Raw genomic sequence first — 14,283 nt, forward strand, 5'->3', positions numbered from 1 at the left:
TGCGCGGGGTTCAGTTCTTGCGCCGGGCGAGGGCCAGCGCTCCCGCTCCCGCCGCCAGCAGCGCCGTCGCCCCCGCGGCCAGCCACGGGGTCAGGGAGCTGCCGCCCGTCTCCGCCAGGTCGGCCGTCTCCGGAGCGCCCTGGGGCTTCACCGCGGGCTTCGGGGTGGAGGCGGGCGCGGGCGGGGCCTCGCAGGTCGCCTCGGCCAGGGTCAGGGTGCCCTCCACCTCGGCGACGTTCAGGTTCAGCGGATCGACCGTGACCCGCAGGCGCAGCGCGGTCGCCGCCGCGGTGCGGGACGTGGTCTCGCGGTGCGCGAAGTCGAGGCGGACCTCGCCGACGCCGGGCACCTTCACGTCGGTGGTGCCGCCGGTCGTCACGGAGACGCGCTTGCCGAGGACCGTCAGGGAGGCCGGGAGCGTGGAGGAGGCCACCGGGGCCGCGCCCCGCGCGCACACGGCCTTCGACGTCACGGCGTCCACCTCGACCACCGACAGCAGCGGCAGGCCGGGGACGTGCAGCCGGGCCCGGGCCAGCCGGGTCGACGCCTCGGCCCGCTCCGCGGTCACCGTCGCCTCCGCCCGGGCGACGTCCGCGCGCAGCACGCTGAACGGGCGGCCCCCGTCGACGCCGTCCAGCGTCGCCGTGAGCGACGTCTTCTCCGCGCTGCGCGGGGCCCGCACCTCGTTGAGAGAGACCGCGAGCGGGACCTGGACGGTCTTGTCGAGCAGGGACACGTCCAGGCCGGTGCGCAGGACGGCGGCGCTCGCCCTGCCCTGGTCGCCGGTGGCGTGGGCGGGCGCCGCGCCGGCCAGGAGCGCGGGAGCCGCGGCGAGGGCGGTGGCCGCCGCGGCGGCGGCGAGGCGGTGTGCAGGCATGCGGAAGGTGGTGCCGTTCACGGTGTGGGACCCCCAGAGGAGACAGTCTCGGGACCAGCACAGAATTACGCACTCCGGGTGAACGGGCAGCGATCCGGCGACACTTCACCCCATCGTGGGGTTTCCGCGCGCGGTTTCGAATCCTGCGGCACGGGTGTTCCCTTCCGTCGCGCGCGTACCTCCGGACGGGCGGGCCGGCCGCTCGACGCCAGGCGCGCGGGACGGAGTGCACAACGCCCACCGGCCCGCGCGGTCACGGTCCGTCGACCCGCAGGCTGTCAGCCGACCACCGTGCCGTTCAGCACGATGCGGCGCGGTGCCGCGAGCACCCGGACGTCCTCGCGCGGGTCCGTGTCGTAGACCACCAGGTCGGCGGGGGCGCCCTCGTCGAGCGCGGGGCGGCCGAGCCAGGCGCGGGCCGACCAGGTGGCCGCCGCGAGGGCGTGCAGCGGCGGCAGGCCCGCTGTGACGAGTTCCTCGACCTCGGCGGCCACCAGGCCGTGCGGGAGGGAGCCGCCGGCGTCGGTGCCGACGAACACCGGGATGCCGGCGTCGTACGCGGCGCGCACGGTGTCGTAGCGGCGTGCGTGCAGGCGGCGCATGTGGGCGGACCAGGCCGGGTACTTCTGCTCGCCGCCGGCGGCGAGGTCGGGGAACGTGGCGATGTTGACGAGCGTCGGGACGATGGCGACACCGCGCTCGGCGAACGGCGGGATCAGGTCCTCGGTGAGGCCGGTCGCGTGCTCGACGCAGTCGATGCCCGCCTCGACCAGGTCGCGCAGCGAGTCCTCGGCGAAGCAGTGCGCGGTGACGCGCGCGCCCAGCCGGTGCGCCTCGGCGATGGCCGCCTGTGCCGCCTCGCGCGGCCAGCAGGCGGCCAGGTCGCCGAGGTCGCGGTCGATCCAGTCGCCGACCAGCTTGACCCAGCCGTCGCCGCGCCGGGCCTCGCGGGCGACGTACGCGACGAGGTCGGCGGGTTCCACCTCGTGGGCGTAGCCGCGCAGGTAGCGGCGGGTGCGGGCGATGTGCCGGCCGGCCCGGATGATCTTCGGGAGGTCGTCGCGGTCGTCGACCCAGCGGGTGTCCGAGGGCGAGCCCGCGTCGCGGATCAGCAGGGTGCCGGCCTCGCGGTCGGTCAGGGCCTGCTTCTCGGCCACGTCGGCGTCGACCGGGCCGTGGGCGCCGAGGCCGACGTGGCAGTGGGCGTCGACGAGTCCGGGCAGCGCCCAGCCCTCGACGGTGGTGACGTCCCGGGCGCCGGCCGGGCGGTCGTAGGAGACGCGCCCGCCGACCACCCACAGTTCGTCCCGGACGTCCTCGGGCCCGGCCAGGACCCTGCCCCTCACGTGCAGCACCGCGCGATCGCTCATGCACCGCACCTTAGCCAGCGGGCCGGTGCCCGGTCACTGCTCCCAGGGCGGGGGGCCGTCCAGGGTGAGCGGGAAGACGTCGAAGAGGACCGCGGCCGGCACGCCGAGGGCCGGTCCGGCCCGGCGGGCGGCCCAGGTGAGGAAGGGCCGGGGGTCGAAGGCGCCGGGGCCGAGGCCCTTCGTGTACTCGGCGTGGGCGGCGAGCGAGGCGATGCCCCGCTCCAGCGGCTCGCCGGTCACGTCCACGCCGTGCGTGGGCCGCTCGGCGCCGGCGAAGCAGACCAGGCGGACGCCGCCCCAGGGCTGGAGACCCTCGTCGGCGAGTTCCGGGAAGATCCACCGGTTCCCCGCGTCCCGGGCGGCGTCGAGGGCGGCGAGGCCGACGGCGCGGTGGTCGGCCTGGTTGACGATGCCGCCGACCATCCGCACGGTGTACGCGCCGGTCAGCACGACCTCGGGCCGGTGCCGGCGCACGGCGCGCACGAGGTCGCGGCGCAGGGCGGGGCCGTACTCCACGGCCCCGTCGGGGTGGTCGAGGAACTCCACGGTGTCCACGCCCACTTCGCGGGCCCCGGCGCGTTCCTCGGCCTCGCGCAGCGGTCCGGCCCGGTCGGGGTGCAGTCCGTCGATGCCGGCCTCACCGCGGGTGGCGAGCAGGTACGTGACCTGCTTGCCGCGCGCGGTCCAACGGGCCACGGCGGACGCGGTGCCGTACTCGATGTCGTCGGGGTGCGCGGCCACGGCCAGGGCGCGGTCCCAGTCCTCCGGCAGGTGCGGCAGCGGCGGGTCCGCGCCCGGGCCGCCCGTGTCGTCGTGCGTCGTCATGGGCTGCATGATGGCGCTTCGCCCGCCCCGGGCGACAGAGGCGCGGATGTCCGGAACGGTGTGCGGCTCCGGCGCGTGCGGGGCGGGGTGGCGCGGCGGCGGGTCGGGCGTCAGGCGTCCTTGCCGACCTGGTCGGAGGTGCCCTCCTCGACGTCGGCCATCGCCGGGTCGAGGAGGCGGGACAGGAAGTGGCGGGTGCGCTCGTGGCGGGGGTGGGAGATGACCTGCTCGGGGGCGCCGTCCTCGACGACCACCCCGCCGTCCATGAAGACGACCCGGTCGGCGACCTCGCGGGCGAAGGTCATCTCGTGGGTGACGACCATCATCGTCATGCCCTCCTGGGCGAGCATGCGCATGACCGCGAGGACGTCCCCGACCAGTTCGGGGTCGAGGGCCGAGGTGGGCTCGTCGAAGAGCATCACCTCCGGGCCCATGGCGAGCGCGCGGGCGATGGCGACGCGCTGCTGCTGGCCGCCGGACAGGGAGGACGGGTAGGCGTCCGCCTTCTCGGCGAGGCCGACCCGCTGGAGGTTCTGGGCGGCGACCCGCGCGGCCTCGGCCTTGCCCCGCCGCAGCACCCGGCGCTGGGGCAGGGTGAGGTTCTCGGTCACCGTGAGGTGCGGGAACAGGTTGAACTGCTGGAAGACCATGCCGATGCGGCGGCGTACGGCGTCGATGTCGACGTCCGGGTCGGTGACCTCGGTGCCGCCGACGACGACCTGCCCCTGGCTGGGCTCCTCCAGCAGGTTGACGCAGCGCAGCAGGGTGGACTTGCCGGAGCCGGAGGGGCCGATGACGCAGACGACCTCGCCCTGGCCGATCTCCAGGTCGATGCCGCGCAGCACGTGGTTGTCGCCGAAGGACTTGTGCAGGCCCCTGATCTCGATCTCGGGTCGGCTCACTTGACGGCCTCCTGTGCCTTGGCCTCCATGCGGCGCACGACGAAGCCGAGCGGGATGGTGATCAGCAGGTAGCACAGGCCGGCCACGAGGATCGGCGTGGAGTTGGCGGTGGTGCTGGCCAGGTCGCGGCCGTACTTGGACAGTTCGCGCTCCTCCAGGGTGACACCGAGGAAGAGGACCAGCGAGGAGTCCTTGAACAGCAGCACCAGTTCGTTGGTCAGCGGCGGGAGGATGATGCGGAACGCCTGCGGGACGATGATCGATACCATGGCCCGGGCCGGGGAGAAGCCCAGGGAACGGGCCGCCTCCATCTGGCCCTTGGGCACCGCCTGGATGCCGGCCCGGATCGTCTCGGCCATGTAGGCGGCGGCGACCAGGCCGAGGGCGAGCGCGACCTTGCCGTAGGTGCCGCCGACGATCTCCGTGCCGGGGAAGGCGAGCGGGACCGCGACGCCGATGAAGATGAAGATCAGCAGGGCGGGCAGGCCGCGGAAGATCTCGATGTAGATCCCGGCGAGCCAGCGGTAGGGCCCCACCGACGACAGCCGCATCAGCGCGATGACCATGCCGAGCGCCAGTCCGACGACGAAGCCCGACACCGTGTACAGCACGGTGTTCTTCAGCGCGAGCGTGATGACGTCGGGGAACATCTGCCGGGCGATGTCCCACTGCGCGAACTGGTTCTTCAGCCGTCCCCAGTCCGCCGTGACCGCGAGGGCGACCACGGCGGCGACGAAGACGACGTACTGCGCGCCGCGTGACAGGCGGCGCTTCTGACGCCGGGTCAGCCCCTTGGCGCGGGGCTGGAGTTCGGTGTCGCCGGCGGTCATGAGGCCGACGGGGAGGCCGCGGACGCGTCGTACGGGCCGATCCACTTCTCGTACAGCTTCTTGTACGTGCCGTCGGCCTTGGCGTCGGCGATGGCCTTGTTGATGGCGGCGAGGAGCTTGGTGTTGCCCTTCTTCACCGTGAAGCCGTACTGCTCACCGGTGTTGAGGTTGTCGACGACCTCGAAGGCGGAGGCGTTGGCCTTGTCCTTCAGCCAGCCCTGCACGACCGGGTAGTCGATGATGACGGCCTTGACCTGGCCGGTGCGCAGGCCGTTGAGGACGGCGTCGGAGGACTCGAAGGACACCGGGTCGAAGCCCTGCTTCTTCGCGTAGTCCTCGCCGGTGGTCTGCGCCTGGGCGCCGAGCTTGACGCCCTTGGACTTGACGTCGGCGAGGGAGTCGACGCCGCTCTTCTTGTCGACCAGGACGGCCTGGGTGGCGTCGAAGTAGGGGTCGGAGAAGTCGACGTTCTTCTTGCGCTCCGCGGTGATGGTCATGCCGGCGGCGGCCAGGTCGCACTCGCCGGAGTTGAGGAACGCGCCGGTCTTGAAGTTCTCGAACGGCGTGTCGAGGATGCTCTGCTGCACGCCGAGGTCCTGGGCGACCAGGTCGATGAGGGAGACGTCGAAGCCCTGCACCTTGCCGTCGATCTCCGACTGGAAGGGCGGGTACGGCAGGTGGGTGCAGGTGGTGAGCCGGCCGGCCTTGACGAGCTCGACCCCGCCGGCGGCGGTCTTGGAGCCGCTGCCGCCGTCGTCGCTCGACGTGCAGCCGGCCACGAGGACCAGTCCGGCCGTCGCGGTGGTGGCGGCCAGGATGCGGGCGCGGCGCCCGAGGAGCGTGTTCATGGGGATTCTCCCTGGGAGGGAACTGTGCGTTCCGATTATAAGGAGCCATTTGGGTGTCTCAAACCAAACCGATGGTACGGGGGCCGTCCGGCCTAAGAAGTCGCCGGTGCCGGACGTCCGCGGACCGAGGACCGGGCGCGGCCGGCCAAGGATTAGGCTCGGGCGGGTCGACCCTGCGAGCGAAAGAGCACCGCCGTGACCCATCCCTTCCTGGACCTCGCCCCGCTGAGCGCCGCCCGCTTCGCCTCGATCGAGGACCGGGTGGCGAAGCTGCTCGGCACCCGTCAGGACGTCGTGGTCACGCAGGGCGAGGCGCTGCTGCCGCTGGAGGGCGCGATCCGCGCGTGCGCCGGTCCCGGCACGACCGCGCTGAACGTGATCACCGGCCCCTACGGGCAGACGTTCGGCGACTGGCTGCGGGACTGCGGCGCCACGGTGATCGACCTCGCGGTGCCGTTCCACACGGCGGTCAAGGCCGCGCAGGTGCGGGAGGCGTTCGCCGAGCACCCGGAAATCGACTTCGTGTCGCTGGTGCACGCCGAGGCGGCGACCGGCAACACCAACCCGGTCGCGGAGATCGGCGAGGTGGTGCGCGCGCAGGGCGCGCTGTTCTACCTGGACGCGGTGGCCTCCGTCGGGGCCGAGCCGGTGCTGCCGGACGCGTGGGGCGTGGACCTCTGTGTGATCGGGGCGCAGAAGGCGATGGGCGGCCCGGCCGGCGTGTCCGCGGTGTCGGTGAGCGAGCGGGCGTGGGCCCGGATGGCGGCGAACCCGAGGGCGCCGCGCCGCTCCTACCTGTCGCTCCTCGACTGGAAGGAGCGCTGGATCGACGGCGGCCGCAAGGCGCTGCTGCACGCGCCCGCGCAACTGGAGATGCTGGCCCTGGAGGCGTGCCTGGAGCGGATCGAGGCGGAGGGCCTGGACGCGGTGATGGCCCGGCACGCCTCGGCCGCGGCGGCGACCCGGGCGGGCGTGGCCGCGCTCGGCGGCGGCCTGGAGCCCTACGTCCACGAGGCCGGCGAGGCGGCCCCGGTCGCCACGACGCTGCGCACGCCGGACGGGGTGGTGGCCGCCGAGCTGGTGGCGCGGGCCCTGGCGGCGGACCCGGCCCTGCCGCTGGCCGCGGGCGGCGGCGCGCTGGCCCAGGAGATGATCCGGGTCAACCACTACGGCCCCGACGCGACCCCGGGCGCGGTGCGCGCGTGCCTGGCGGCGCTCGGCACCGCGCTGGCGGAGTCCGGCGCGCAGGGCGTGGACGTCACCGGGGCCCTGCGGGCGGCGTCGGAGGAGTGGCGGTAGGACGCGCGGACGCGCAAGGGCGAGGGAGAAGAGGAGCGCAGGGGGACGCGGCCCGGGGGACGGGAGGGGCGTCCGGCGCACCGGGCGCCCCTCCCCGCCTCCGGCCCCGTTGTCACACCCCCGTGTCATGCTCCGCGCATGACCACTGACACGTCCGGCGACCCGTCCCGCGACACCTCCGGCGCCCTGCCCGACGGCCGTCCCGTCCCGCCGCTGACCGGCGACGAGCGGTCCCAGCTCCTGGGCTGGCTCGACTTCCACCGCGCCACGCTGGCGGCGAAGTGCGCGGGCCTGAGCGACGAGCAGGTGCGGCGCGCGTCGGCCGAGCCGTCGGCGCTGACGCTGCTGGGGCTGGTGCAGCACCTGGCGGAGGTGGAGCGGACCTGGTTCCAGCGGGTCTTCGCGGGCCTCGACGTGCCGCCCGTCTTCGAGCAGGGCACGGGGTACGCCCTCGCTCCCGAGCGGGGCCTCGACGAGGTGCTCACCGCCTGGCGCGGGGAGATCGCCCGCGGACGAGAGCTGATCGCCGGGCGGTCCCTCGAGGACACGGGACGGCTCGTGGACCCGCCGATGGCCGGCCTGGAGGTCAGTCTGCGCTGGGTGCTCCTCCACCTGGTCGAGGAGTACGCACGGCACAACGGGCACGCCGATATTCTTCGCGAACGCATCGACGGAGTGACCGGAGCCTGAATCAACGGTATTCATCGGGGAATTCCACGAGGTAGTTCCCCCGCCCTCTCCTGCCCGGTTCCCCGAGGGCCAAACGCGAAGATTCCGCGAACGCCGTCCGGAGGATTCCGGGCACATTCCGTGGTGGTCCCGTTCTTGTGACGGGTTCCACAGTCCGTCCGTTTTGCAGAGAAATACACGGACATAATCGGGCAATCCGCGGGCGGTCCGCGCACTCGCACCCACCCGCGCGATAACACATCGACCCGCCTGACCCAACGTCTTCCGGCCATGCATTTCTGCATGGCGCTCGGTAAATTCGTTCCGCATGACCGCCGCACATGCAGACCTGCTCACCGACCGTCTCGCGGACCGGCCCTCGATCGCGGACGGGGCCGCGCTCTGGCGAATCGCAAAGGATTCCCGGGCCCTCGACCTCAACTCGTCCTACAGCTACCTGCTGTGGTGCCGTGACTTCGCCGGCACCTCCGCCGTGGCACGCGACGAGGACGGGACGCCCGTCGGCTTCGTCACGGGCTACGTCCGGCCGGACGCCCCGCGCACCCTGCTGGTCTGGCAGGTGGCGGTCGACACCGCGCAGCGCGGTCGCGGGCTCGCGGCGGCGATGCTCGACGGCCTGGTGCGCCGGCTCGCCGCCGAGCAGGGGGTGGACACGGTCGAGACCACCATCACCCCCGGCAACACCGCCTCCGAGCGGCTGTTCGCGTCCTTCGCGGCCCGCCACGGCGCGCAGGTCACGCGCGAGGTCCTGTTCGGCACGCCGCTGTTCCCGGACGGCCCGCACGACCCGGAAGTCCTGTACCGCATCGGCCCGTTGACGCCGCCCGAGCACTGAGCCGGGACCGCCTACCGGCCCGGCCTCCCCCAGTACGAGCACCAGCCCATCCCGACCGAGGAGTTTCTTCGCCGTGACCATCACCCAGCCGGACCTGAGCGTCTTCGAGACCCTGGAGTCCGAGGTGCGCAGCTACTGCCGCGGCTGGCCCGCCGTCTTCGACCGCGCGCGGGGCAGCCGGATGTACGACGAGGACGGCCACGCGTACCTGGACTTCTTCGCCGGCGCCGGTTCGCTGAACTACGGCCACAACAACCCGGTCCTCAAACGGGCGTTGATCGACTACCTCAGCCGGGACGGCGTCACCCACGGGCTCGACATGTCGACCGTCGCCAAGCGGACGTTCCTGCAGACCTTCCAGGACCTGGTGCTGCGGCCGCGTGACCTGCCCCACAAGGTCATGTTCCCGGGCCCGACCGGCACCAACGCCGTGGAGTCCGCGCTGAAGCTGGCCCGGAAGGTGAAGGGGCGCGAGGCGATCGTGTCGTTCACCAACGCCTTCCACGGGATGTCGCTGGGGTCGCTCGCCGTCACCGGCAACGCCTTCAAGCGGGCCGGGGCCGGTGTCCCGCTGGTGCACGGCACGCCGATGCCGTTCGACAACTACTTCGACGGCCGGGTCCCGGACTTCCTGTGGTTCGAACGGCTGCTGGAGGACCAGGGCTCCGGGCTGAACAAGCCGGCCGCCGTGATCGTGGAGACCGTGCAGGGCGAGGGCGGCATCAACGTGGCCCGGCCCGAGTGGCTGCGGGCGCTCAAGGAGCTGTGCGAGCGGCAGGACATGCTGCTCATCGTCGACGACATCCAGATGGGCTGCGGCCGTACCGGTGCCTTCTTCTCCTTCGAGGAGGCGGGCATCACCCCCGACGTCGTCACCGTCTCCAAGTCGATCAGCGGCTACGGGCTGCCCATGTCGCTCTGCCTGTTCCGGCCCGAGCTGGACGTGTGGGAGCCGGGCGAGCACAACGGCACCTTCCGCGGCAACAACCCGGCGTTCGTCACCGCCACGGCCGCGCTGGAGACGTACTGGACCGACGGCTCCGCGATGGAGAAGCAGACCCGTGCGCGCGGCGAGCAGGTCGAGCAGGGGCTCATCGAGATCTGCGAGGAGAACCTGGCCGACGTGAAGGAGTACCGCGGGCGCGGCCTGGTGTGGGGCCTGGAGTTCCACGACCAGGGCCGTGCCGAGCGGGTGGCCCGCCGCGCCTTCGACCTCGGCCTGCTCATCGAGACGTCGGGCCCGCAGAGCGAGGTCGTCAAGCTGCTGCCCGCGCTCACCATCGACCCGGACGAGCTGGACGAGGGCCTGCGCGTCCTGGCCCGCGCCGTCCGGGAGACCGTCTGACCCGCCCCCCACAGAAGGGATCGCACCACGTGATCGTCCGTTCGTTCAAGGACATCGAAGGCACCGACCGGCACGTACGGGCGGCGTCCGGCACCTGGGAGAGCAAGCGCATCGTGCTCGCCCGGGAGCGGGTCGGCTTCTCGCTGCACGAGACGGTCCTCTACGCGGGGACCGAGACGTCCATGTGGTACGCGCACCACGTCGAGGCCGTCGTGTGCGTGGAGGGCGAGGCCGAGCTCACCGACCGCGAGACCGGGAAGACGTACACGATCACTCCCGGGACCATGTACCTGCTGGACGGCCACGAGCGGCACACGCTGCGCGTCAAGGAGGACTTCCGCTGCATCTGCGTGTTCGACCCGCCGGTCACCGGCCGGGAGGACCACGACGACAACGGCGTCTACCCCCTGCTCACCGAGCCCGAGGAGGTGTGAGACCCCCATGACCACCCTCACCGATCTCCACCCCACCCGCGGCACCGCCGAAGTGGCCGTGCCCCGCCAGGACCCGGTCGTCTAACGCGCCCCGGACACGCCCGCTTGTGCCGGCGCGAGCTGGAACGGCTGGTCGGCGACCCCGCGGTCCGGGCCGACGAGCGGGCGGTCGTGGAGCCCGGGACCGGGGAGATCCGCTCCGTCTTCGAGGTGCACCGGCTCAGCCCGGGTCTTCGCGCAACTGGTGCGGGACGAGCGGGTCGTCGGGCGGGCCGGCTCCGGGGACAACATCACGCCGTTCCCGCGCAGCAACGTGTTCATCGTGTTCAACAGCGTGGAGAACACGGCGGTGGAGCCGTTCGCCGCGCCCGTACGGCGACCGGAGTACATCGGGGCACGGGACTTCACACCGGTGCGCTAGGCGCCCGGCGCCGTACCCCTCGGCCCCGGGCCGGGGCCTCCTCGTGGGACGGGAGGCCCCGGCCCGGTCGGGTCAGCCGGTCAGGGCTGCGAGCAGCCGGTCGACGTCGTCGGCGGTGTTGTACACGTGGAAGGCCGCGCGCAGGTTGCCGGCGCGGTCGGAGACCTCGATGCCGGCCCGGCTCAACTCGCCCTGGCGGCTGCCCAGTCCGGGCACGGAGACGATCGCGGAGCCCGGCGCGGGCACCGGCGTGTGGCCGAGGTCGGCGAGCCCGTCCCGGAACCGGTCGGCGAGCGCCACGTCGTGGGCGTGGACGGCCGCCACGCCCAGCTCCTCGATCAGCTCCAGGGAGCGGCGCAGGCCGGCGAAGGTGAACAAGGCCGGGGTGAGGTCGAACCGCCGTGCGGAGCGGGCGAGTTCCTGGACGGGGCCGTAGCAGCTGTCCCAGGGCGCCTCGCCCGCGACCCAGCCGGCGAGCACCGGGGTGAGTCCGCCGAAGTCCTCGGGGACCACCAGGAAGGCCGTTCCGTGCGGGCCGAGCAGCCACTTGAAGGAGACCGAGACGCTGAAGTCGAAGGCGTCGGCGGCCATCGGCAGCCATCCGGCCGCCTGGGAGAAGTCCACGTAGGTGCGGGCCCCGTGCTCCCGGGCGGCCTCGCGCAGGGCCGCGAGGTCGGCGACGCGGCCGTCGGCGGACTGGGCGGCGCTGACCGCGACGAGGGCGGTGCCGGGCCGGACGGACTCGGCGATCCGCTCCAGCGGCACCGCGCGCACCTTGAGGTCGCCGCGGACGTGGAACGGGTTGAGCACGGAGGTGAAGTCGTCCTCCGCGGTGAGGACTTCGGCGCCCGCGGGCAGCGAGGCGGCGATCACCCCGGTGTGCGCGGCGACGCTGGCGCCGGCCGCGACCCGGGTGGCCGGGACGCCCGCGAGCCGGGCGTAGGCGGCGCGGCACGCCTCGACGTCCTCGTGCAGCGGGGTCAGCGGACGGCCCTCGGCCCGCAGCACGGCTGCCTCGTGCAGGGCGGCGACGGTGCGGGCGGGCAACAGGCCGTTGCTCGCCGTGTTGAGGTAGGTGCTCCGGGGAGCGAACTCGGCACGGACGAGGCGGTCGAACGTCGGCGTGGTCTCCATGGCTCCACTCTGCGGTCCACGGAGTCCCACGTCCATTGCGATTTTCTGCGCGGTTTCCCCAAGCGACGCTTATGGGACCGCGCCGAGCTGCGGTTTTCCCGGACGGTCCGGGCGCCCGGGGTCAGTGGTGCGGCACCGCGCAGCCGTCGGGACCGCACGCGTCGGTGTCGCCCTGGTCGAGGAGGGTCAGCGGGGAGCGCCCGCCCCAGGCCTGGGTGAGCGCCTGGGCGAAGACCTCGGCGGGCTGGGCGCCGGAGACGCCGTACCTGCGGTCGAGGACGAAGAAGGGCACACCGTTGGCGCCGAGTTCGGCGGCCTCGCGCTCGTCGGCGCGGACCGCGTCGGCGTAGGCGGCCGGGTCGGCGAGCACCGCGCGGACCGCGTCGGCGTCCAGGCCGGCCTCGACGGCCAGCGCGACGAGGCGCTCGTCGCCCTCGGTGAACAGGGACCGCTCCTCGGCGAAGTTCGCCCGGTACAGGACCTGGATCAGCTCGTCCTGCCGGCCGTGCTCCTTGGCGAGGTGCAGCAGGCGGTGCAGGTCGAAGGTGTTGCCGTGGTCGCGGCCCCGGGTGCGGTACGGCAGGCCCTCGGCGGCCGCCTGGGCGCCGAGGTTGTCCTCCCCGGCCCGGGCCTGCTCCTCGCTCAGCCCGTACTTGCGGCTGAGCATGGTGATCACCGGCTGGACGTCGTCCTTGGCGCGGCCGGGGTCCAGCTCGAAGGAGCGGTGGACCACCTCGACCTGGTCACGGTGCGGGAAGGCGGCCAGCGCCTTCTCGAAGCGGGCCTTGCCCACGTAGCACCAGGGGCAGGCGATGTCGCTCCAGATCTCCACGCGCATGCTGTCGGCTCTTCTCCAGGTCTCAGGGGCACGGGGGCTCTCTCCGCACCGGAATCCCTGAACGTTCAAGCAGTGCCGTTCATTCCCGCGGCGGCACGCGGTAGCGCAGCGACAGATGGTGGTCGTCGTCCGCCGGCGGGTTCGCGGGGTCCGGGGTCCAGCCGTGCCGGGCGTAGAACGCCTGGGCGCGCCGGTTGTCCGCGTGGACGCCGAGGACGGCGGTGCGCCGGCCGTCGGCCCGCCACCGGTCGACGCAGGCCGCGTGCAGCCGCGTGCCGATCCCGGTGCGCCAGCGGTCGGGGTCGACGTGGAACTGGAGCAGCTCCACCGTCTCGGCGGGCGCGTCCGGCTCGGTGCGGAAGGAGGCGAGGGCCACGATCCTGCCGTGCTCGACGGCGCACAGCACCTGGCCGTCGGTCCGTCCGACGGCGGTGCGCCAGGCGGCGGGCCAGTCGAAGCCGTCGTCGGGGAGCCCGTCGGGGTAGTACGTCGCCCGGGCACGGGCGTGCAGCGCGGCCACGGCGGGTGCCTCGGCGGGCACGGCGGTGCGGATCACGAGGGTGTGGGGCAGCCGGTCACGGATCATGCCACGGAGGACGGGGCCTCCCGCCCGGCGGTTCCGAGCCGGCTGAACTGGGCGCGGTAGGCGCTGGGCGTGAGGCCGGTGCGGCGCAGTACGTGGGCGCGCAGGGAGTCGGCGGTGCCCAGGCCGCAGGCGCGGGCCACCTGGTCCATGGGCAGGGTGGTGGTCTCCAGGAGTTCCTTGGCGCGTTCGACGCGCTGGTGCAGCAGCCACTGCAGCGGGCTGACCCCGCTCTCGGCGTGGAAGCGGCGGGTCAGGGTGCGCACGCTCACGCCCGCGTGCCGGGCGAGGTCGGTGAGGGTGAGCGGCTTGTCGAGGTTGCGCATGGCCCAGCCGCGCACGTCGGCGCAGGCGGTGCCGCGCTCGGGCGGCAGCGGGGTCTGGGTGAACTGGGTCTGCCCGCCGGGGCGCACCGGGGCGACGAGGGCGAGCCGGGCGACCCGGTTGGCGACGGCGGCGCCGTAGTCGGTGCGGATGACGTGCAGGCACAGGTCGATGCCGGCGGCGTAGCCGGAGGCGGTGAGGTAGGGGCCGTCCTGGACGTAGAGGACGTCGCCCTGGAGGTCGACCTGGGGGTAGCGCCGGCGCAGTTCGTCGGCGTGCTCCCAGTACGTGGTGGCCCGGCGGCCGTGCAGCAGGCCGGCCTCGGCGAGCTGGAACGCGCCCGTGCACAGGGACGCGATCCGCTTGCCGCAGGCGGCCGCGGCGCGGACGGCGGCCACGATGCGGGGGTCCGGCTCGAAGGGCGCCCCGGTGCCCGCGACGATCACGGTGTCGGCGTCCTCCAGCGCGTCGAGGCCGTGGGGCACGTGCAGGTCGAGTCCGCCGGTGGTGGGGACGGGCCCCGGGTCGGCGGTGCACACGAGCACCTCGTAGCCGGGACGCCCGTCCGTGACGACCTTGCCGAACAGCATCTCCGGGATGGCCAGGTTGAACATCGACACGGGCGAGGGCGCGACGACGGCGACACGGTGCGCGGACATGGCCAGAACCTCCGGGTGCATGGCATTCGGGCCACTACTGTACGGCGCCCGTCCTGCGGAGCATGGACG

The 14,283-nt window shown here is 73.4% G+C and carries 15 protein-coding genes and 1 pseudogene; 6 read left to right on the plus strand and 10 right to left on the minus strand.

Translation table 11 applies throughout. The features are described 5' to 3' along the window. Positions 1-10: 10 nt before the first annotated feature. From E4U92_RS16655 to E4U92_RS16680, 6 genes are all read right to left on the minus strand, one after another. Complete coding sequence (locus E4U92_RS16655) at positions 11-898, minus strand: SCO1860 family LAETG-anchored protein (RefSeq protein WP_137301207.1); 888 nt, start codon at positions 896-898, stop codon at positions 11-13. Between the two features lie 257 nt (positions 899-1,155). Next, a complete protein-coding gene (locus tag E4U92_RS16660) occupies positions 1,156-2,247 on the minus strand; it encodes an amidohydrolase family protein (protein WP_137301208.1) in 1,092 nt (363 codons plus the stop codon). A 33-nt stretch (positions 2,248-2,280) separates the two neighbouring features. Next, the gene (locus E4U92_RS16665; protein ID WP_137301209.1) at positions 2,281-3,072 is read right to left on the minus strand and encodes a PIG-L deacetylase family protein; all 792 of its coding nucleotides are present in this window, start codon (positions 3,070-3,072) and stop codon (positions 2,281-2,283) included. A 110-nt stretch (positions 3,073-3,182) separates the two neighbouring features. Beyond that, positions 3,183-3,974 carry an amino acid ABC transporter ATP-binding protein gene (locus tag E4U92_RS16670; protein ID WP_137301210.1) on the minus strand — a complete coding sequence of 264 codons (792 nt, stop codon included), beginning with the start codon at positions 3,972-3,974 and terminating at the stop codon, positions 3,183-3,185. Further along, a complete protein-coding gene (locus tag E4U92_RS16675; RefSeq protein ID WP_137301211.1) occupies positions 3,971-4,804 on the minus strand; it encodes an amino acid ABC transporter permease in 834 nt (277 codons plus the stop codon). The genes E4U92_RS16670 and E4U92_RS16675 overlap by 4 nt, the downstream gene beginning before the upstream one ends. Continuing rightward, positions 4,801-5,652, minus strand: a complete 852-nt coding sequence (locus E4U92_RS16680) for an ABC transporter substrate-binding protein (RefSeq protein ID WP_137301212.1) — start codon at positions 5,650-5,652, stop codon at positions 4,801-4,803. The genes E4U92_RS16675 and E4U92_RS16680 overlap by 4 nt, the downstream gene beginning before the upstream one ends. Before the next feature lie 195 nt (positions 5,653-5,847). On the opposite strand from E4U92_RS16680, the gene E4U92_RS16685 reads away from it, so the two are divergent. From E4U92_RS16685 to E4U92_RS16710, 6 genes and pseudogenes are all read left to right on the plus strand, one after another. Then, positions 5,848-6,951, plus strand: coding sequence for a pyridoxal-phosphate-dependent aminotransferase family protein (locus tag E4U92_RS16685; RefSeq protein WP_137301213.1), 1,104 nt, complete (start codon positions 5,848-5,850; stop codon positions 6,949-6,951). A gap of 138 nt (positions 6,952-7,089) precedes the next feature. Then, complete coding sequence (locus tag E4U92_RS16690; RefSeq protein ID WP_137301214.1) at positions 7,090-7,641, plus strand: DinB family protein; 552 nt, start codon at positions 7,090-7,092, stop codon at positions 7,639-7,641. 307 nt (positions 7,642-7,948) lie between these two features. Then, entirely contained in the window at positions 7,949-8,476 is a 528-nt protein-coding gene (gene ectA / locus E4U92_RS16695) for a diaminobutyrate acetyltransferase (RefSeq protein ID WP_137301215.1), read from the plus strand. A gap of 73 nt (positions 8,477-8,549) precedes the next feature. Next, the gene (ectB, locus tag E4U92_RS16700) at positions 8,550-9,821 is read left to right on the plus strand and encodes a diaminobutyrate--2-oxoglutarate transaminase (RefSeq protein WP_137301216.1); all 1,272 of its coding nucleotides are present in this window, start codon (positions 8,550-8,552) and stop codon (positions 9,819-9,821) included. Between the two features lie 29 nt (positions 9,822-9,850). After that, positions 9,851-10,255 carry an ectoine synthase gene (locus E4U92_RS16705; RefSeq protein ID WP_137301217.1) on the plus strand — a complete coding sequence of 135 codons (405 nt, stop codon included), beginning with the start codon at positions 9,851-9,853 and terminating at the stop codon, positions 10,253-10,255. A gap of 7 nt (positions 10,256-10,262) precedes the next feature. Further along, positions 10,263-10,676: pseudogene (locus tag E4U92_RS16710) on the plus strand (hypothetical protein). A gap of 72 nt (positions 10,677-10,748) precedes the next feature. Here the strand turns inward: E4U92_RS16710 and E4U92_RS16715 are convergent. The 4 genes from E4U92_RS16715 to E4U92_RS16730 all read right to left on the minus strand — a co-directional run bounded on the left by E4U92_RS16715 (position 10,749) and on the right by E4U92_RS16730 (position 14,214). Beyond that, the gene (locus E4U92_RS16715) at positions 10,749-11,810 is read right to left on the minus strand and encodes an aminotransferase class V-fold PLP-dependent enzyme (protein WP_137301218.1); all 1,062 of its coding nucleotides are present in this window, start codon (positions 11,808-11,810) and stop codon (positions 10,749-10,751) included. Between the two features lie 121 nt (positions 11,811-11,931). Further along, the gene (locus tag E4U92_RS16720; protein WP_137301219.1) at positions 11,932-12,648 is read right to left on the minus strand and encodes a DsbA family oxidoreductase; all 717 of its coding nucleotides are present in this window, start codon (positions 12,646-12,648) and stop codon (positions 11,932-11,934) included. A gap of 79 nt (positions 12,649-12,727) precedes the next feature. After that, entirely contained in the window at positions 12,728-13,234 is a 507-nt protein-coding gene (locus E4U92_RS16725) for a GNAT family N-acetyltransferase (protein WP_174863908.1), read from the minus strand. Beyond that, complete coding sequence (locus E4U92_RS16730) at positions 13,231-14,214, minus strand: GlxA family transcriptional regulator (protein WP_137301220.1); 984 nt, start codon at positions 14,212-14,214, stop codon at positions 13,231-13,233. Before E4U92_RS16730 ends, E4U92_RS16725 begins: the two co-directional genes overlap by 4 nt. Positions 14,215-14,283 lie beyond the last annotated feature (69 nt).

The sequence above is a fragment of the Streptomyces galbus genome (assembly GCF_005280195.1).
Lineage (GTDB): Bacteria > Actinomycetota > Actinomycetes > Streptomycetales > Streptomycetaceae > Streptomyces > Streptomyces galbus.

What these genes read in the sequence shown, in the direction of transcription:
- E4U92_RS16660 (WP_137301208.1), bottom strand. Translation starts at nt 2,247, where the DNA reads ATGAGCGATCGCGCGGTGCTGCACGTGAGGGGCAGGGTCCTGGCCGGG.
- E4U92_RS16665 (WP_137301209.1), bottom strand. Translation starts at nt 3,072, where the DNA reads ATGACGACGCACGACGACACGGGCGGCCCGGGCGCGGACCCGCCGCTG.
- E4U92_RS16675 (WP_137301211.1), bottom strand. Translation starts at nt 4,804, where the DNA reads ATGACCGCCGGCGACACCGAACTCCAGCCCCGCGCCAAGGGGCTGACC.
- E4U92_RS16680 (WP_137301212.1), bottom strand. Translation starts at nt 5,652, where the DNA reads ATGAACACGCTCCTCGGGCGCCGCGCCCGCATCCTGGCCGCCACCACC.
- E4U92_RS16690 (WP_137301214.1), top strand. Translation starts at nt 7,090, where the DNA reads ATGACCACTGACACGTCCGGCGACCCGTCCCGCGACACCTCCGGCGCC.
- ectA (WP_137301215.1), top strand. Translation starts at nt 7,949, where the DNA reads ATGACCGCCGCACATGCAGACCTGCTCACCGACCGTCTCGCGGACCGG.
- E4U92_RS16715 (WP_137301218.1), bottom strand. Translation starts at nt 11,810, where the DNA reads ATGGAGACCACGCCGACGTTCGACCGCCTCGTCCGTGCCGAGTTCGCT.
- E4U92_RS16720 (WP_137301219.1), bottom strand. Translation starts at nt 12,648, where the DNA reads ATGCGCGTGGAGATCTGGAGCGACATCGCCTGCCCCTGGTGCTACGTG.
- E4U92_RS16725 (WP_174863908.1), bottom strand. Translation starts at nt 13,234, where the DNA reads ATGATCCGTGACCGGCTGCCCCACACCCTCGTGATCCGCACCGCCGTG.
- E4U92_RS16730 (WP_137301220.1), bottom strand. Translation starts at nt 14,214, where the DNA reads ATGTCCGCGCACCGTGTCGCCGTCGTCGCGCCCTCGCCCGTGTCGATG.